Raw genomic sequence first — 19,388 nt, 5'->3', positions numbered from 1 at the left:
GGCGCGTGAGGACGCGAGGGTGCCCCACCCCAGCCCGTCCGGCGTTTGAGGACGAGGCCGTTCAGGCCGATCGGGGGTCCAGGGGGCGGAGCCCCCTGGGATGGGACGGGTAGGGGCGGCGGGGGCGAGAAAAACTACGGCGAAGCCGGTGCCGAGTTCTTCGTGTCCGGGGAGTCCCCGCCGGAGTCGCCCGACGTCGCCGCCCACGTACCGACCCCGACCGCCGCGACCAGCACCACCCCCGCCGCCGCCAGCGTCAGCCGCCGGCGTCGCGTGGCCGCCCGGTGCCGGGCCGAGCCGGGACGCGGGGCGCCCGCAGGGCGCGGGGCCCGTGCCGTGCCGCGGGGGCCGCCCGCCAGTTCGTCGGGCGCCGGGACCCGCATCGACGTATGGGTGTCCCGGTTGGAGTCGGCGGGCTTGGCGCCGGGCACCAGCGGTACGGCGCCGCGGCGTACCCGCTCGCTGCGCGCGGGCGTGGCCTCCGGGGCCTCCTCCTGCTCCGCCGCCTCCTCCTCGGTGTCGGGCTCGTCGACGTCCAGCGGGGGCATGCCGGCCAGCAGGGGCAGTTGTTCGCGGAGTCGGGCGGCGAGTTCGGAGGCGCGCAGGCGGGAGGCCGGGGCCTTCGCCAGGCACTGGACCATCAGCTGCCACAGCTCGTCGGGGATCCCGGGCAGCGGTACGACGGTCTCGGTGACGTGCCGCCGCAGGACCGCGCCGGGGTGGCCGCCGCCGAACGGGGTGAAACCGGCGAGGAGTTCGTACAGGACGGTCGCCAGGGCGTAGATGTCGACGGCCGCGCGCGGGGGCAGGCCCTCGACGATCTCGGGGGCGAGGTAGTCCGGCGTGCCGATGATCTTCGTGGCGCGGGTGCGGCGCGGGGAGTCGATGAGTTTGGCGACCCCGAAGTCGGTCAGCAGGGCGGGGTGCGCGCCGCCGGGGCCGAGCGGGCCCTGCATGTCGAGGAGGACGTTCTCCGGTTTGACGTCGCGGTGGACGACGCCGGCCGCGTGGGCCGCCGCGAGTCCGTCCGCGATGTCGGCGACGATCGCGACCGCCGCCTCGGGGGAGAGCCGGCGCTCGCGGTCGAGGCGGGTGCGCAGATCCGTGCCCCTGACGAGGTCCATGACGAGGGCGAGGTCGTTGCCGTCGACGACCAGGTCCCGTACGGACACGATGTTGGGGTGCTCCAGGCCGAGCAGGGCCGTGCGCTCCTGCACGAAGCGGCCGACGAGTTCCTGGTCGGACGCGAGGTCCTCGCGCAGCAGCTTGACGGCGACGGGACCCTCGGGTCCCTCGCCCAGCCACACCGTGCCGGCACTGCCCCGCCCCAGGATCTGGTTGGCGGTGTACCGGCTGCCGATCTTCCGTGCCAAGGCTGCTCCTACCAGACGCGTGTTGTCGTTAAAACTACGCGTCAGATGAGCCAACCTTCACCGCGGAGGCGGAAATCACCCACTGGGTGTCGACAAATCACCAACCCAGCGTCCGACTTGGGCTTTTCGGGGGTCAGTTGCCGGTCGCGGAACTCAGGTCCTTGACCCAGCCGCTCACCTGTCCGGCGACGTGGCTGATCTCCTGCCAGTAGCTCTTGCCCGTGCCGATCCAGCCCTGAAGCGGGGTCAGCTCCCAGACCAGCCAGCCCGCGACGAAGAGCAGGACGACCGTGAACAGGCAGCCCTTGAGGCAGCCGAGTCCGGGGATCTTCATCGGGTTGGCGCCGCGCTGCCGCGGCTGGCGGGGCTCCCGCGCGGGCTCCGGCGGCCGCTGGGGCTGCTGGCGGCTCGGCGGGGCGTACTGCTGCGGCTGGTGCTGCTGCGGACGGCCGTAGCCGCCGCCCTGCTGCTGCGGTTGCTGACGCTGCGGCGGCCGCTGCTGCGGGCGCTGCTGGGCGGCCTGGCGGGGTTGCTGCTGCGGGTGGGAGACCTGGCGCTGGGGGCGGCGGCGCAGCGGGTCCTCGCCCGGATCGAGGTAGGGCTGGTACTGCGTCTGTTCGTTGCGGTCGCGGGCGGCGCGCAGCTGGTTCTGCCAGGGGTGCGGCTGCTCGGGGCCGGCGCCGGACTGGTTCTGCTGGCCGTACTGACCGGCCTGGTTCTGCGGCATGACCGTGGTCGGGTCGGCCGCGCCGCGGTTCGGCATCACGGTGGTCGGGTCGGCGGCGCCCACCGGGCCGCTGGTGTGCGGGAGGACGCTGGTCGCCGCGTTCGGGTCGTAGGCGCCCGCGCTGTGCGAGAGGACCTGCGTCGGGTCGGCGGCGCCGGGCACGCCCGGTACGGCGGCGGGGGCCGGGTCGGGGGCCAGCAGCCTGCCGACGTTCTCGGCGGCGGCGATCTGCGCGGAGTTCGCGTGCACGCCGACACCCTCGGCGACGACGCGCAGGGCGCGGGCGAGGTTCTCGGCGCTGGGCCGCTCGTCCGGGTTCTTGCGCAGGCAGCGCTCGATGACCGTCCACAGGGGGTCGGGGACCGTCGAGGGGCGGCGCGGTTCGGCGCTGAGGTGCTGGTGGAGGACTTCGAGGGCGGAGCCGCCAGAGAACGGCGGGTGGCCGGTGACCAGCTCGTACATCAGGATGCCGGCGCCGTAGATGTCCACGGCGGAGGTCTGCGGGCGGCCCTCGGCGGACTCCGGTGCGATGTACGCGGGCGTGCCGACGAACTCCTGCGTGCGGGTGAGGCCCGGGGAGTCGGCGAGGCGGGCGATGCCGAAGTCGGTGAGCAGCGGGTACATCTGGCCGCCGCCCTGCTTGAGCAGGACGTTCGCCGGTTTCAGGTCGCGGTGGACGACACCGTCGGCGTGGCTGGCGGCCAGCGCGTCGGCGATCTGCGCGGTGAGCAGGGCTGCGCCGACGGGGCTGAAGGGGCCGTTCTCCCGGAGATAGTGGTGCAGGTCGGGGCCTTCGACGAGGTCCATGACGAGCGCCAGGAGATCGCCTTCCACGACGAGGTCGCGGACCCGGACGATGTTCGGGTGGGTCAGGCGCAGCAGCACCGACCGCTCGCGGAGGAACCGCATCACGATGTCGGGATCGTTCGCGAGCTCTTCCTTGAGGACCTTGATCGCGACGGTCTCGCCGGGCTGGCCCTGGACGGCTGCCTCGGCGCCCGCGGTCTCCCGCTGGCGGGCCCGCCAGACGGTGCCCGTGGCGCCGCGTCCGAGTGGCTCCTCCAGGAGGTACTTGCTGCCTACCGGCCGCACGTCTGCGCTCCCTGCTGCTTGCCTGTGTTCCGGTCCACTGTAGTGCCGCCCCTCTTGCGGCTACCTACGTAAGCATCGCCGTACATGTTCGAAGGAAAGACGCTCTCCCCTGTCTCCCGGTTGCCCCAATGGTCGCCGAAGGCGGACATGACCGGTCTCACTCGATCACCGGTGCGGCACTGGTCAGGCACTTTTGGGGACAGAGCTGACCAATCAAGATCACTTGCTGCCGGGCCCCGGGCGAGTTGTCAGTGGCAGGTGCGAGGATGCGTGCAGTACTGGCCGATGTGCTCGCGCGGGGTGGGGGAATATTCCGTGCCCGGGCAGAAGGGACCGCTGACGGCGATGCAGATCCGGCTGACCGTCGTAGACCCGTTGGGGCCGCCCGCGCAGCCGCGGGGCCGCTCCGCGAGTTGCGATGTGCTGGTCACCGCGCCCGCCGGCACGGCCCTGGCCGCGGTGGCGTCCGCGCTGGCCTCGGCGGTCTCCGCCGACGCGGCCGCGTCGCAGTCCGAGCGGAGCCGTGAGTCCGGCGGCCCGATCGTGCTGTACGCGGGCGTGGAGCGCCTCGACACCCAGCGCTGCACCCTCGGCGAGCCGCCGCTGACGGACGGCGCGGTGCTGTCCCTGGGCGCCCCCGCCGAGCCCGAGGCCCATCCCGAGCTGGACGACGCCCCGACCCAGCTCCATGTGGTCGCGGGCCCGGACGCGGGCGGGGTGCACCTCCTGCACGGCGGCCAGATCCACATCGGCCGCTCCGCCGACGCCGACGTCCCGCTGGACGACCCGGACGTCTCCCGGCTGCACTGCGCGGTGACGGTCGACCCCGGGGGCCGCGTCTCGGTCGCGGACCTGGGCTCGACGAACGGCACGACCCTGGCGGGCACGCGCGTGGGCACCCGCCCGGTGCACTTCGCCCCCGGCGCGCTACTCCGTATCGGTGAGTCGGCGCTACGGCTGACTCCGTCCGGCGGTCCGGGAGCGCGCGCGGAGACGGCCCCCGACGGCGAGAGCCACGTGCGCGTGTCCCCCGGCACCCCGGCCGGCCCGCGCAGCGAACCCCTCGTGGTCCCGAGCCAGGCAGGCGCCCCGAGCATCGAGCACCGCGTCGTCCACGAGGGCGGCGACACCCACGCAGGCCGCTTCGGGGTGTTCGGCGAGCCTCTCGGCGACGAGCGGCCGGAGGGCGCCGAGGACGTGTTCTCCGCGCCCACGACGACCTCCCGCATCCCCCCGTACGACGACGACACCGACGCCCACAGCGGACGCAAGGGCACCCCGCTCCGAGGCACCGACGTACCGCAGGGCGTGCGCAGGCGCGGCGGCATCGGCAAGTGGGCGCGGCGTCTGACGGGCGGCCGCGGCGAGTCGACGGCCGATGGCCCCGAGTCGTCGCACGACGAGGAGGCCGCCGACGAGAGCGCCCCGCCCCCGCCCGTCGTCCTCCAGCAACCCGACACCTGGCCCGACCCGGCGGCCCTGCTGCTCACCGCTCTGGGCCCGGGACCCCGCCTGTGGGAGCGCGCCCCCGGTCACCCCGAGGCGCTCACGGTGCGGCTCGGCACGGCGGACCGGGCGACTCCGGACGGCTCGGCACTGCTGCCCGCGGTGCCGGTGACCTCCGGGCTCCGCGAGGTCGGCGCGCTGGGCCTGGCCGGTCCGCGCGCGCGGCTCTCGGGGCTGGCCCGCGCGGTGGTGGCCCAGCTCGCCGCGCTGCACTCCCCCGACGCCCTGGAGATCGTGCTGATCAGCACGGACCGCGCGCGTACGGTGGCCGAGCGCACCGCCGAGTGGTCCTGGCTCGGCTGGCTGCCGCACCTGCGCCCCGGACACGGCCAGGACTGCCGCCTGCTGCTCGCCTACGACCGGGAACAGGCGACGGCCCGGACGGACGAGCTGCTGCGGCGGCTTGAGGACCACGCCATGGATGCGCGCGGTACGGGTCGGCCGAGCGTCGCCTCCGGCCGCCGTACTCCGGGCATCGGCGCGCAGCGCGGCTCGGCGGAGGGGCGGTCGGGCGGCGCCTCACCACACGGTTCACTCGCCGCACAACACGGTTCAGCGGAAGGCCAGTTGAGTGCCGCCGCACGGCACACGGCCGACGACCGTCAGCAGCGCGGGGCGACGGGCACCTCCGCCACCCCGGCCACGTACAACACCACCGACGACGCCCACCACCACCGCTCCGGCACCTCCGACGACCCGGCCTCCGGCGCCGCCCGGCCCCGGCCCTCCGGCTCCGACACCTCCGCCGATTCCCTCCGCGGCGCCGCCCACCGCCCCGCCTGGGCCCGCACCGACGACGGTGACGGCTCGGCGGACGGTTTCGTGGGGCCGTACACCGTGCTCGTGGTGGACGGTGATCCCGGTGGGGCCGATGTGCGCGAGGCGGTGGCGCGGCTGGCGCACGACGGGCCCCGGGCCGGTATCCACGTCGTGTGCCTGGCCGAGACGGAAGCGGCCTCGCCCTTGTCCCCCGTGGCGGAGACCTACGAGGCGGCCTGCGCGGCGGCGCCGACGTTCCGGGAGTGCGGGGCGGTCGCCCTGCTGAGCGGCGATGTCGCCACGGCGCTACGGCTGTTGCGGGTCGCGCACGGTGGTACGGGGGTGACGCGACCCGGTGCGGGAGCGCCGCGAACCGGCACAGAAGCGGCACGGCCCGGTACAGGAGCAGCGCAGTCCGGTACGGAGGCGTCCCGACCCGGCACAGGCGCGTCACCCTCCCGTACGGAGCCGTCACGCCCCGGCACAGAGGCGTCTCGCCCCGACCAGGCAGGCCTCGGCCGGAACGACCTCGACTCCTCCGGCCCCGGCCCCGTGGGCAACGGCACCATCGCCGCCGTGGACGCCGTCTCCCTCGCGTGGGCCGAGCGGTTCGCGCGGGCGTTGGCGCCGCTCAGGGTGGACGGGCCCGCGAACGAGCGGCACGCGCGTGTGTCGGCGCCGTTGCCTCAATCGGCGCGCCTGCTGGACGAGTTGGGGCTGGCGCGGGCCACCCCGGCGTCGCTGCTGACGCGTTGGGCGGATGCCGGGGACGACAAGGACGCGGTCGGCGGGCGGGCCTGGGCGGTGCTCGGGGCCGGTCCGCGCGGGCCGGTCACCGCGGACCTCGCCTCCGAGGGACCGCATCTGCTGATCGAGGGCCCGCCGGGCAGTGGCCGTACGGAGCTGCTGCGGGCGGTCGTCGCGTCCCTCGCCGCCGCCGAGCGCCCGGACCGGCTCGGCATCGTGTTGATGGACGGCCGGGACAGCGTCGGCGCTGGTGGTACCCCCTCCGGGGGAGGCGGGCACGGCGAGGGGCTGCGGGTCTGCACGGACGTACCGCATGTCACCACCCATCTCACCGCCAACGACCCGGTGCGCATGCGGGAGTTCGCGCAGTCGCTGAGCGCGGAGCTGAAGCGGCGGGCCGAATTGCTGGGCCGGGTCGGCTTCGTGGAGTGGCACTCGCGGCACGAGGTGTCGGGGCGGATCATCGCCCAGCGCGGCACGTCCGGTGCCGGGGATCTGGAGTCCCCGACCAGTTCGACGATCCGGCTGCGCCCGTCGGCGGCCGCCCGTCAACAGACCGAGGCGGCACCGCCGTTGCCCCGGCTCGTCGTGGTGGTCGACGATCTGGACGCGCTGGTGAAACCCCCGCTCGGCTCCCCCGGGCGCCCCGCCGCCGGCTCGGTGATACGCGCGCTGGAGGCGGTGGCCCGCGAGGGCGAGCGGCTCGGCGTGCACCTGGTGGCGGCGGCCGCCGTGGAGGCGCGTACGTCCGAGACCGAACCCGCGCGGCACCTCACCCTCCGCGTCACCCTCGACGCGACGACCCAGGGACCGGACGAACCCGCCCCGGGGCGGGGCCGGTTGACCCTGCCGGACGGCCGGGCGACCCCCTTCCAGGGTGGCCGCGTGACGGGCCGTATCCCGCGTACGGCGACGCTCCGCCCCACGGTCGTGCCGCTGGAGTGGCAGCGCATGGGCGACCCCCCGGCCCGCCGCCCGGTCCGCGAACTCGGCAACGGGCCAACGGACTTGGCGCTCCTGGCCAGCGCGCTGGAGCGGGCCACGCGCTCGGTGTCCGCGGCGGAGGTGCCGTCGCTCCTCTGATCGTCCACAGGTTGCCCACACAACCCCACGTCACGACACAATCACGATCCCGTACTTGACAGCGGACGCCATCTTGCCGCCTTCAAGTACCGGGCGTAGACCAGTGCGCACGGAAGCGTTCGAGCGTTCGACGAGGAACGAAGAACGGGGCAGTGATGCGCAGCACGAGCAGCACCCACCGGACACGCACCACCGTACGTACAGCGGCAGTTGTCGCCGCGGGAGCACTGACGCTCTCGCTCGCCGCCTGTGGAGGCGGCGGCGACAAGAGCGACGACGGCAAATCCAGCACCCCTTCGGAGAGCACTGGCACGGTCACCCTGCCCAAACTGAACGGCGCGACCCTCGAAGTGGCCGCCGTGTGGACCGGTGACGAGCAGAAGAACTTCAAGAAGGTCCTCGCGGAGTTCGAGAAGCGCACGGGTGCCAAGGTCACCTTCGTGCCCGCCCAGGACCCGATCATCAACTTCCTCGGCTCGAAGATCGCGGGCGGCCAGCCGCCGGACGTCGCGATGCTCCCGCAGCCCGGCGCCATCAAGCAGGCCGTCGACAAGAAGTGGGCCAAACCCCTCGGAGCCGACGCGCTCGCGGAGTTGCAGAAGAACTACTCGCAGGGCTGGCAGGACATCGGCAAGGTCGACGGCAAGCAGTACGGCGTGTACTACAAGGCCGCCAACAAGTCGCTGATCTGGTACAACGCCAAGGTCTTCGAGAACGCGGGCGCCAAGGAGCCCAAGACCTGGCAGGAGTTGCTGACGACCGCGCAGACGGTCTACGACTCCGGGGTCACCCCGTTCTCGGTCGCGGGCGCGGACGGCTGGCCGCTGACGGACTGGTTCGAGAACGTGTATCTGTCGCAGGCAGGCCCGGAGAAGTACGACGCACTCGCCCAGCACAAGATCAAGTGGACAGATCCCTCCGTCAAGCAGGCCCTCACCACGCTCGCCCAGATCTGGGGCAAGAAGGCCTATATCGCGGGCGGTCAGAACGGCGCGCTCCAGACCGAGTTCCCCGCGTCCGTCACCCAGACCTTCAACGGCGGCGACCAGCCGAAGTCCGCGATGGTCTACGAGGGCGACTTCGTGCAGGTCAACATCGGTGAGACCAAAGCGAAGGTGGGAACCGACGCGAAGGTGTTCCCGTTCCCGGCGGTCGGCTCCACCGCGCCCGTGGTCTCGGGCGGCGACGCGGCCGTCATCCTGAAGGACTCCAAGGCGGCCCAGGCGCTGGCGACCTTCCTCGCCTCCCCGGACGCGGCCACGATCCAGGCGAAGCTCGGCGGCTATCTCTCCCCGAACAAGAGCGTGCCGAACTCGGCGTACCCGAACGCGGTGCAGCGGACGATCGCCAAGGCGCTCATCGCGGCCGGTGACGACTTCCGCTTCGACATGTCCGACCAGGCTCCGCAGTCCTTCGGCGGTACGCCGGGCAAGGGCGAGTGGAAGGACCTCCAGGACTTCCTGAAGAACCCCACGAACATCGCGGGTACGCAGGCGCAGTTGGAGAAGGACGCGGCGGCGGCGTACGCGAGCGGGAGCTGATCCCCGGTGGCATCGGCAGCGGCGGAGGCCCCCGTGGCCCCCGTCCCTCCCCGCAGTCGCAAGAGCGTGACCGGTACCCGCAGGACCGTGGCAGTGCTGTTCCTGCTGCCCGCCCTGGTGCTGCTCGGCGCGCTCGTGGTCTACCCGATCGGGTACTCGCTGGTCCGCAGCTTCGGCAACCAGGCCGGTGACGGTTTCGCCGGATTCGACAACTACAAGGCCCTGTTCACCGACGACGGCATCCGCACCGCCCTGAAGAACAACGTCATCTGGGTGATCTTCGCGCCGACGGTCGCCACCGCCCTCGGTCTGATCTTCGCGGTGCTGACCGAACGGGTGCGCTGGGGAACGGCGTTCAAGCTGGTCGTCTTCATGCCGATGGCGATCTCGATGCTGGCCGCCGGCATCATCTTCCGCCTCGTCTACGACCAGGACCCCCACAAGGGCGTCGCCAACGCGGTCTGGGTCGGCATCCACGACACGTTCGTCTCGTCGTCGGCGTTCCCCAACGCCCACCCGGGCCGCGAGTCGCCGCTGAAGGCTGACCACGGCGGCTTCATCACCAGTACGACGGTCCACACGGGCCAGACCGTCACGCTCCCGCTGGTCGGCGTCGCCCCCGACCAGATGCCCGACGGCGCGAAGAAGGCCGTAGCCGCGAAGGCCGAGCCGGGAAAGATCACCGGCACGACCTGGCAGGACTTCACCCGCGGCAAGGGCGTCGGCAAGCTCGGCGGGGTCGACCCGTCCGAACTCGGCTACGGCGGGATGAGGATCGAGGCCGTCAAGGACGGCAAGGTGGTCGCCTCGACGAAGGCCTCCGGCGACGGCACCTTCACCTTGCCCGCCAAGGCCGACGGGGCCCAACTCCGGCTCCCGGCAGGCAACTTCAAGGAGCCGTACAACGGAGTGGAGTGGCTGGGCCCGTCGTTGGTGACGCCGGCCATCATCGGGTCGTACGTGTGGATGTGGGCCGGGTTCGCGATGGTGCTGATCGCGGCCGGACTCGCGGGCGTACCAAGGGAGTTGCTGGAGGCGGCGCGGGTCGACGGCGCCAATGAGTGGCAGGTGTTCCGGCGGGTCACGGTGCCGTTGCTGGCGCCGGTGCTCGCGGTCGTCGCCGTCACGCTGATGATCAATGTGCTGAAGATCTTCGACCTGGTCTTCATCATCGCCCCGGGCTCCTCGCAGGACGACGCGAACGTGCTGGCCCTGGAGCTGTACCGGAAGGGCTTCTCGGAGGACCAGCCGGGGATCGCCAGCGCGATCTCGGTGTTCCTGCTGCTGCTGGTGATCCCGGTGATGCTCTTCAATGTGCGGCGACTGCGGCGGGAGGTGCGGCGATGACGACGGATGCCGGAACTCTGGGAAAAACCGGGCCAGTTGAGGTCGTCAAGGCGCGGGAGTCGCTCGGTGGGCGGCTCGCGGCGGCGGCGAGCGGGGGGCTGGTCCGGGTGTTCCTGATCGTCGTCGGCCTGTTCTGGCTGGTGCCGACGATCGGGCTGCTGCTGTCCTCACTGCGCTCGCCGGAGGACATGAACGCGAGCGGCTGGTGGAAGGTCTTCAGCCAGCCGTCCCAACTCACCTTCCACAGCTACAAGACGCTGCTGGAGAACAGCGACATCACCAACTCGCTGTGGAACACCGTCCTGATCACGGTCCCGGCGACGGTCCTGGTCGTGGTGATCGGCTCGCTCGCGGGCTACGCGTTCGCGTGGATGGAGTTCCCGGGCCGCGACTGGTGGTTCCTGGGCGTGGTCAGCCTGTTGGTGGTGCCGGTGCAGGTGGCGCTGATCCCGATCGCCGAACTCTTCGGAAAAATCGGCCTGTTCGGGACCATCTTCGGGGTGATCCTCTTCCATGTGGGCTACGGGCTGCCGTTCGCGGTGTTCCTGCTGCGGAACTTCTTCGCGGAGATCCCGCGCGAACTCCTGGAAGCGGCACGGCTGGACGGCGCGGGTGAACTGCGTCTGTTCGCCCGGGTCGTGATGCCGCTGGGCGGGCCCGCGATCGCGAGCCTGGGCATCTTCCAGTTCCTGTGGGTGTGGAACGACATGCTGGTCGCGCTGGTGTTCACCAAGTCGAGCACCCAGCCGATCACGGTCGCACTGCAGACGCAGGTACGCCAGTTCGGCAACAACATCGACGTGCTGGCACCCGGTGCGTTCATCTCCATGGTGATCCCGCTGGCCGTGTTCTTCGCGTTCCAGCGGCAGTTCGTGTCCGGCGTGATGGCGGGCGCGGTCAAATAGCCGCGAAGGACACATAGTTCGAAGGGGTGGGCCGTCACCGGCCCGCCCCTTTTCGTTCACCGTGTGTCCCCCGTATGCCGTACGCGCCGTAACCAAGTCACTCCATCGGCCGTTCCCGGGCAGAACGCCCGCGCCGACCGACCCATGGATGTCCCTTGCCCAGGTTCAGTGTCATTGTCCCCGCGTACAAGGTGCAGGCGTACCTGCACGAATGCCTGGAATCGGTGCTCTCCCAGTCGTACCCCGATCTTGAGCTGATCGCGGTCGACGACTGCTCGCCGGACGCCTGCGGCGCGATCATCGACGAGTTCGCGGCCCGCGACGCCCGGGTGCGCGCGGTCCATCTCCCCGAGAACCAGGGCCTCGGCCGCGCCCGCAACGCCGGTCTGGAACAGGCCACCGGCGACTATCTCGTCTTCCTCGACAGCGACGACACGCTCACGCCCGACGCGCTGCGCGCGATCGCCGACCGCTTGAAGGAGACCGGCGAGCCGGACGTCCTCGTCTTCGACTACGCGCGCACCTTCTGGTCGGGCGAGACCCGCCGCAACAAGGTCGCCGCCCAGCTCACCGAACAGGGCCCGGCACCCTTCCGGTTGGAGGACCGCCCCGGGCTCCTCCGGGTCATCATGGTGGCCTGGAACAAGGCGTACAGGCGGGAGTTCGTCGAGCGCGAGGGCTTCGCCTTCCCGCCCGGCTACTACGAGGACACCCCGTGGACCTACCCGGTCCTGATGGCCGCGGATACGATCGCGACCCTCGACCGGGTCTGCGTCCACTACCGCCAGCGCCGCCAGGGCAACATCCTCGGCACGACCAGCCGTTGCCACTTCGACGTCTTCGACCAGTACGACCGCGTCTTCGCGTTCGTGGACGCACGCCCCCAACTCGCCCAGTGGCGCCCCGTGTTGTTCCGCCGCATGGTCGACCACCTCGCGACGGTGTTCACCAAGCCCGACCGCCTCCCGCGCGGCACCCGCGCCGAGTTCCTGCGCAAGGCCCGCGCCCACTACCGCCGTTACCGCATCCCCGGCACCCCGGTCCCGCTGCGCACCCGCATGCGCCACACGCTCGTCCACTTCGGCGTCCACCGCACGTTCCGGGCCGTGCAGAAGGCGATGAGCTGGCGCCGCAGCGCGGTCAAGCTCACCGCCAAGGCGCTGCGCGCACTCAGGGCAGCGATCCTCCAGCTCCACTACCGCGTCCAACTCCGGCTCCCGCTAAGGAATCGCGCGGTCTTCGCCGCCTACTGGGGACGCGGCCACAGCTGCAACCCGGGCGCGCTGGAGACGGCGTTCCGCACCCACGCCCCGCACATCCGCACCGCGTGGATCGCCCGCCCCGAGCACCACCACACGATCCCGGCCGCCACCCGCAGACTGCGGCCGGACACCGCCTCCTACTGGACGGCGCTGGCCCGCTCCAAGTACCTGGTGAACAACGTCAACTTCGACCGCAGGCTGGTCAAACGCCCCGGCCAGGTCATGATCCAGACCCAACACGGCACCCCGCTCAAGCACATGGGCCTCGACCTCCAGGAACGCCCGGCCGCAGCAAGGGACATGGACTTCGCCGAACTCCTCAAGGGCGTCGACAAGTGGGACCACGTCCTGTCCGCCAACCGCCACACCACCCTGACCTGGGAGCGGGTCTACCCCGGCAGCTACACGACCCTCGCCTACGGCTATCCCCGCAACGACGTGTTCCAGCAGGCGACTTCGGCCGACGTGCACCGGCTGCGCGAGTCCCTCGGCATCCCCCAGGACACCATCGCCCTCCTCTACGCCCCGACTCACCGCGACTACCGCCGCGTTCAGCGCGCCCACCTCGACCTCGACCGCGTCCTGCGCCGCCTCGGCCCGCGCTTCGTCGTGCTGGCCCGCGCCCACTACTGGCACGAGGGCCCCCTCGCCCCCGCGTCCGGCGGCCGGATCATCGACGTCACCGACCACCCCAGTGTCGAGTCGCTGTGCCTGGCCTCGGACGCGCTGGTCACCGACTACTCGTCCCTGATGTTCGACTACGCCAACCTCGACCGCCCGATCGTCATCCACGCCGACGACTGGGAGGCCTACGAAGCGGCCCGCGGCACCTACTTCGACCTGCGCGCCTTCCCGCCGGGCGCGGTCGCCCGCAGCGAGGACGAACTGATCGACATCTTCGCCACCGACCACTGGCGCGGCTCCCGCTCGGCCCAACTCCGCACCGCGTTCCGCGAGCGCTTCTGCCCCTACGACGACGGCCGCGCCGCCGAACGGGTCGTACGCCACGTGGTGTTGGGCGAGAGCGACCTCCCGCCGGTCGTGCCGCTCGCCGAGCGCCACCCGGTGCCGTCGGCCGCCGCGAGCCTCACGCGCTCCCCACTCGCCACCGTGCCGCAGCCCTCGACGTCCCTGCCCGTCACCGACCGACTCTGAACGCCGTTCCCACACCGGGGAGTTCACATGCCGTCAAGCCCCTCGCGACCCACACCGACCCGCCCGACCACCTGGCGCCCGACCGGACGCCCCGGGGCCTGCCGCGCGCACTGACACCGGACCCCTCCGGACCACTGGAGAAAGAACAGAATGCCCCGCTTCAGCATCATCGTCCCGTCCCACGGGGTCGCCGGCCGGCTGTCCCTGGCCCTGGACTCGGTCCTCGCGCAGTCCTACGGCGACTTCGAGCTGATCCCGGTCTGCGACGCCCCCGGCTCCCCGGCCGCCGACGTCGCCACCGGCCACGCCGGACGGGACTCCCGGGTGGCCCCGGTCAACTCCCCACCCTCCGCAGGCCTGAGCGGGGCCCGCAACACCGGACTGCGGGCGGCGACCGGCTCCTACGTCCTGTTCCTGGACGGCGACGACACCCTCGCCCCGGGCGCACTGGCCGCGCTGGACGCCCGGCTGACAGAGACCGGTGACGTGGATGTCCTGTACTTCGAGCACGAGCGGACCCCGTGGTGGGAGGGCGAGCCCACCAAGCCTGCGGCCCCGCTGCTCGCGAAGACCCCGGCGGGTGCCTTCTCCCCGGCCCAGGCAACCCAGTTGACGGGCGTACAGCTCCCGGCGTGGAGCGCGGCCTATCGTCGCGCCTTCCTCGCCGACCACCAACTCGCCTTCCCCGAGGGCCAGTTCACGGACCTGGGCTGGGGCGGCCTGGTCACCGTCGCCGCCGAGCGGGTGGCCGTGCTGCGCTCGGTCGTCGTACGGCATCTGCTACGGAGGCAGGGCAGCAGGCTCAACCTGCCGGGCGAGCACCACCATCAGCTCCTGGACCAGGTGGAGTTGGTGCTCGACGCGGCACAAGGTCTGGCTCCTGAGCGGTCGCAGGCGCTGTTCGAGCAGCTCTTCGCGGTGGTACTGAAGACCGCCTCCCGGCCCGAACGGCTCCCCTCCGGGCATCGCGCGTTCTTCCGCCGGGCCGGACGGCTCTACCGCACGCACCGGCCCGCCGACTTCCGTGCGCCGGGCGGGAGTCTGGGGGTACAGCACCGGCTGCTGGCGTCGGGTGCGTACACGGCGTTCAAGGCGCTGCGCGGCGCCAACCGGTCGGCATCGGGAGCGGCCGAGCGGGTCCCGCGCCCCCGGATGCTCCGCACCCGTCTGCGCTACGCCGTCGACCTGCGCCGCCCGCTCGACCCCAACCTGGCTGTCTACTGCGCCTATTGGGGCCGGGGCTACGCGTGCAGCCCGGCCGCGATCGAAGCCAAGGCGCGCCAACTCGCCCCGCACATCCGCTCGGTGTTCCTGGTCGAACCGGACGCGGTGGACGCCGTACCGAAGGGCGTCGAGCACGCCGTCATCGGCAGCCGGAAGTACTGGGAGGTGCTGGCCCGGGCCAAGTACCTGGTGAACAACGCCAACTTCGCGGAGGGCGTCGTCAAGCGAGCCGGCAGCGTGCACGTCCAGACGCAGCACGGGACCCCGCTGAAGAAGATGGGCGTGGACCAGTCGACGTACCCGGTGGTGGCCGCCGCGACCGGCAGCTTCGCCAAGTTGCTCGGCCGGGTGGACCGTTGGGACTACAACATCTCCTCCAACCGGCACTCCACCCAGATGTGGGAGCGCGCCTTCCCGGGCTCGTACGAGGCGTTGGAGTACGGCTATCCGCGCAACGACGTCTACTACACGGCGACGGCGGATGAAGTGGCGCGAGTACGGCGCGAGTTGGGAGTACCCGAAGGCAAGACAGCCGTCCTGTACGCGCCCACCCACCGCGACTACCAGACCGGCTTCGACACCGGACTCGACCTGGAGGCCTTCTGCGCGGCGGCCGGCGAGGACGTGGTCGTGCTGCTACGTGCCCACTACTTCTACGACCAGGGCCGCGCCGAGAGCAGCGGCCGGATCATCGACGTGACCGGGCACCGCTCCTCCGAGGACGTGTGCCTGGCCGCCGACGCGCTGGTCACGGACTACTCGTCGATCATGTTCGACTACGCCAACCTCGACCGGCCGATCGTCGTGTACGCCGACGACTGGGAGGTCTACCGAGAGACGCGGGGCGTCTACTTCGACCTCATGGAGGCGCCGCCGGGACCGGTCGCCCGTACGCCCGAGGAGCTGGCGCAGGTGTTCCGCGACGGCTCGTACGCGGGAGCGGAGTCCACCGCGCTCAGGGCTCAATTCCGCGCCCGTTTCTGCGAGTTCGACGACGGACTGGCCGCCGAGCGGTTCGTACGCCGGGTGTTCCTCGGCGAGCCGCCGGAAACCGTGCCGCCCGTGATCCCGCTCGCGGAGCGCGTCCCGGCCCCCGCCGCCACCCTCGTAAGGAGCTGAACCCGAAGTGCCCCGCTTCAGCGTCATCGTGCCCGTCTTCAAGGTGCAGGGCTTTCTGCGCGAGTGCCTCGACTCGGTTCTGGAGCAGTCCTACCGGGACATCGAGGTGATCGCCGTGAACGACTGCTCGCCGGACGGCTGCGGCGCGATCCTCGACGAGTACGCGGCCCGCGACCCACGCGTCCAGGTGCTGCACCTGCCGGAGAACGTCGGCCTCGGCCGCGCCCGCAACGCCGGAATGCCCCTGGCCACCGGCGACTTCCTGTTCTTCCTCGACAGCGACGACACCCTCACCCCGGGTGCCCTGCGCGCGATGGCCGACCGGCTCGACGCGAGCGGCGACCCGGACGTCCTGGTCTTCGACTACGCGCGCACCTACTGGTGGGGCGGCACCCGGCGCAACGTCCTCGCGCACGTCCTGACGGAGGTCGACGGCACCTTCACGGTCGCCGAACACCCGGAGATCCTCGACCTGTTGATGGTCGTGTGGAACAAGGTGTACCGCCGGGAGTTCGTGCACAAGCACGCCTTCGAGTTCCCGCCGGGCTACTACGAGGACACGCCCTGGACGTTCCCGGTGCTGCTCAGCGCGGAGCGGATCGCCACCCTCGACCGGATCTGCCTGAACTACCGGCAACGGCGCCAGGGCAACATCCTGTCCACCACCAGCCGCAAGCACTTCGACATCCATGACCAGTACGAGCGGGTCTTCGCGTTCGTCGACTCCCGCCCGGAGCTGGCGAGTTGGCTGCCGTACCTGCACCGCAAGATGGGCGAGCACTGTCTCGACATCCTCGCAAAGCCGGACCGGCTTCCCCCGTCCGACAAGGCCGAGTTCTTCCGCCGTACGGCCGAGTTGTTCCGCAAGCACAAGCCGGCGGGCGTGAAGGTGGACGCCGAAGTCCGTGTCCTGGAAGGCAGTTACGCGCTGTACCGGGTGCGGCGGCAGGCGGGGCGCGCCGGACGGCAGCTGGAGCGCCGGGCGTCGCAGGCACGCAAGTCGGCGGCCGGACGTGTCAAGGGCGGGTGGGGCGCGCTGCACGCGCGCCGGTCACTCGACCCCAACCTCGTTGTGTACTCGGCCTTTTCGCACCGCGGGGTGCTGGGCGACCCGGCCGCCGTCTACTACAAGGCGCGGGAGATCGCCCCGCACCTTCGGGGCGTGTGGGTCGTACGCGACGCCGAACAGGCCGCGTTGCTGCCGCCTGACGTCGAGCACGTCCTCCTCGACACCCTGCGGTACCGCCAAGTCACCTCGCGCGCCCAGTACTTCGTGAACAACGTCAACTGGCCCGGCACCCTCGCCAAACGCCCCGGCAGCGTCCACATCCACACCCACCAGGGCACCCCGCTCAAGTACATGGCGGCCGACCTGCTGGAGAAGCCCGGCGCCCGCTACGGCGTCGACGTACCGCAGATGCTGCGCCGCGCCGACCGCTGGGACCACAGCCTGGTCGCCAACCGGCACTCGGAGCTGGTGTGGGAGCGGGCGTATCCGTGTCACTTCGCGTCGGTGCGGACGGGGAGCCCGCGCAACGACGTCCTCGTCGGCGCAACACCGGGAGCGGGGGCGCCAGTTCGGGAGCGGCTCGGTATCCCCGCCGGGAACACCGTCGTGCTGTACGCGCCGACCCGCCGCGAGTACGTCCGGGGCGGGCATGTCGACCGCCTTGACCTGGCCCGGTTCGCCGAGGACCTCGGCCCGGAGCACACCCTCGTCGTGCGCCTTCATCCGTCCCTCGCGACCGGCCCCGCGCGCGGGATGGGCCTCGCGGACCTGCACCGGCGCGGTGTTCTGGTCGACGCGACCGACGAACCCTCCGTGGAGGACGTCATGTTGGCGTCCGACGCGCTCGTCACCGACTACTCGGCCCTGATGTTCGACTACGCCAACCTCGACCGGCCGATCGTGCTGCACGCCGACGACCGGGAGGCGTACGCGGCCAGCCGGGGCACCTATTTCGACGTCACCGCCGCTCCACCGGGCCATGTGTCCGGTTCCTACCGGGAGTTGGCGTGGCTGTTCGCGTCGGGTGCCTGGCGGGACGAGGACTCGACGCGACTGCGGGCCGAATTCCGGTCGCGATACTGCGAGTTCGACGACGGGAGGGCCGCCGAGAGGGTCGTACGGACGCTGCTTCTGGGGGACGTCGACTGGCTGCCGCAGACCGAGTCCGGTGCGCGGGTCCCCTCACCCGCCGCCGGTCACGACCAGTTGGCGTCCTCATGAGGCCGCGTACCTGGGTGCTGGCGCTGGCCGCGGTGTTCGCGGTGCTCCAACTCGCCAATGTCACCGGGCGGGCGACCCCCGACACGAAGAACTACCTGTCGTACGCGATGAGTCTGCGCGGTGCGAGCGAGCGCGAGGCCGCGGCCGTCGCCATCGACTACAGCTGTGCGAGCAAGGGGGAGAACGCCCGGCGCGACCAGAGCGTGAACCCGTTGAACTTCCACGGCAAGGACCCCGCCGCGCGGGTCGCGAAGAAGTGCCGGGACGCGGAGTGGCGGGGGGTGAACGCGCGGCTGCGGGCCGGGCAGACGGGCGGGTTCATCACGCCGTTCACGTCGGAACGATTCATGCGGATCTTCGAAGTGCGGCCCGGCTACCCGGTGTTCCTCGTCCCGTTCGTGACCCTGCTCGGGCCGGTGTGGGGGATGTGGTCGGCGAGTGTCGTCCTCACGGTCGGGGGCGGGATCCTTGTTTTCCTGATCCTGCGCACGTTGTCCGTGTCGGTGCCGCTCGCGCTGACCGGGCAGGCTCTCTACTACGTCCTGCCGTGCGGGACGACCTCGATGCGGCCGATGACCGAGGGCCTGATGACGGCCCTGACGCTGGCGGCGGTGTGGGGCTGCGCGCTGGTGCTGAAGGGGCGCCGGACGCGCGTCGGACTCGCCCTGGTGGGTGGTTCGTTGGTGCTCCTCTTCACCGTCAAGCACTCGCAGTCCCTGTTCCTCGGGCTGTGCCTGGCCGGTGCGGGTGCGCTGGTCGCCGTAGGGCGAATGCGGCGTGGGCGGGCGCCGGGGCGGGCGTTGGTGACAGTCGCCGTGCTCGGGTCAACTGCCGCGCTGGGCACGCTGGTTCTGGCGAGTGCCCTCCATTATCCGTCCCAGACCGACAGCCTTCAAGATCTACTCACCGATCACTACGCCCGTCCTGATCGCACGCGGCTGTGGCCCGAATTCCTGCACCTGGAGGCGAACTTCTGGGTGGAGTGGACGCGGCAGCAGTTGTGGCAGCCGATGCTGGCGGCGGCGCTGGGTGCGGGGGTGTGGGGTGCGGTGCGGCGCCCGGCGTTCGGGGTGTTTCTGATCGGGGCCGCGTTCACGGGGGTTCTCACGCAGGCCGCGCATCCCGATATCAGTGTGTGGGGTGGGCGGTTGATCGTGCTGGTGTGGCTGTTGCCGGTGGTGGGAGTGCCGTTGCTGCTGGAGAGCGTGGTGCGGGGGAGGGCGGTTGTGGGTGCGCCTGTGCCAACTCCAGTTCCGGGGCAGGGCGTTGGGGGACCGGCTCGCGCGGCGAAGTGACGCGGGGCAAGCCGGCGACCCCG

The 19,388-nt window shown here is 71.6% G+C and carries 10 protein-coding genes; 8 read left to right on the top strand and 2 right to left on the bottom strand.

Annotated elements, in window-relative coordinates:
* Positions 1–134: 134 nt before the first annotated feature.
* Positions 135–1,373 carry a serine/threonine-protein kinase gene (locus tag ACGFY9_RS37955; protein WP_393761991.1) on the bottom strand — a complete coding sequence of 413 codons (1,239 nt, stop codon included), beginning with the start codon at positions 1,371–1,373 and terminating at the stop codon, positions 135–137.
* A gap of 133 nt (positions 1,374–1,506) precedes the next feature.
* The gene (locus ACGFY9_RS37950) at positions 1,507–3,192 is read right to left on the bottom strand and encodes a serine/threonine-protein kinase (RefSeq protein ID WP_393761989.1); all 1,686 of its coding nucleotides are present in this window, start codon (positions 3,190–3,192) and stop codon (positions 1,507–1,509) included.
* Positions 3,193–3,537: 345 nt separating this feature from the next.
* On the opposite strand from ACGFY9_RS37950, the gene ACGFY9_RS37945 reads away from it, so the two are divergent.
* From ACGFY9_RS37945 to ACGFY9_RS37910, 8 genes are all read left to right on the top strand, one after another.
* Positions 3,538–7,287 carry an FHA domain-containing protein gene (locus ACGFY9_RS37945; RefSeq protein WP_393762325.1) on the top strand — a complete coding sequence of 1,250 codons (3,750 nt, stop codon included), beginning with the start codon at positions 3,538–3,540 and terminating at the stop codon, positions 7,285–7,287.
* A 155-nt stretch (positions 7,288–7,442) separates the two neighbouring features.
* Positions 7,443–8,828 (top strand): ABC transporter substrate-binding protein, encoded by a 1,386-nt coding sequence (locus ACGFY9_RS37940; RefSeq protein ID WP_393761987.1) that lies wholly within the window; start codon positions 7,443–7,445, stop codon positions 8,826–8,828.
* Positions 8,829–8,894: 66 nt separating this feature from the next.
* Entirely contained in the window at positions 8,895–10,175 is a 1,281-nt protein-coding gene (locus ACGFY9_RS37935; protein ID WP_393762323.1) for a carbohydrate ABC transporter permease, read from the top strand.
* Positions 10,172–11,080 carry a carbohydrate ABC transporter permease gene (locus tag ACGFY9_RS37930; protein WP_393761985.1) on the top strand — a complete coding sequence of 303 codons (909 nt, stop codon included), beginning with the start codon at positions 10,172–10,174 and terminating at the stop codon, positions 11,078–11,080. The genes ACGFY9_RS37935 and ACGFY9_RS37930 overlap by 4 nt, the downstream gene beginning before the upstream one ends.
* A 155-nt stretch (positions 11,081–11,235) precedes the next feature.
* Entirely contained in the window at positions 11,236–13,497 is a 2,262-nt protein-coding gene (locus tag ACGFY9_RS37925) for a CDP-glycerol glycerophosphotransferase family protein (protein WP_393761983.1), read from the top strand.
* A gap of 150 nt (positions 13,498–13,647) precedes the next feature.
* The gene (locus ACGFY9_RS37920; RefSeq protein WP_393761982.1) at positions 13,648–15,840 is read left to right on the top strand and encodes a CDP-glycerol glycerophosphotransferase family protein; all 2,193 of its coding nucleotides are present in this window, start codon (positions 13,648–13,650) and stop codon (positions 15,838–15,840) included.
* A 7-nt stretch (positions 15,841–15,847) separates the two neighbouring features.
* Complete coding sequence (locus tag ACGFY9_RS37915) at positions 15,848–18,070, top strand: CDP-glycerol glycerophosphotransferase family protein (protein ID WP_393761980.1); 2,223 nt, start codon at positions 15,848–15,850, stop codon at positions 18,068–18,070.
* The gene (locus ACGFY9_RS37910) at positions 18,067–19,365 is read left to right on the top strand and encodes a hypothetical protein (protein ID WP_393761978.1); all 1,299 of its coding nucleotides are present in this window, start codon (positions 18,067–18,069) and stop codon (positions 19,363–19,365) included. Before ACGFY9_RS37915 ends, ACGFY9_RS37910 begins: the two co-directional genes overlap by 4 nt.
* The last annotated feature ends 23 nt before the right edge of the window (positions 19,366–19,388 follow it).

The organism is Streptomyces sp. NPDC048504, assembly GCF_043200035.1.
GTDB lineage: Bacteria > Actinomycetota > Actinomycetes > Streptomycetales > Streptomycetaceae > Streptomyces.
The sequence above is the reverse complement of the archived record's forward strand: the minus strand, read 5'-3'. Positions and strand labels throughout refer to the sequence as shown.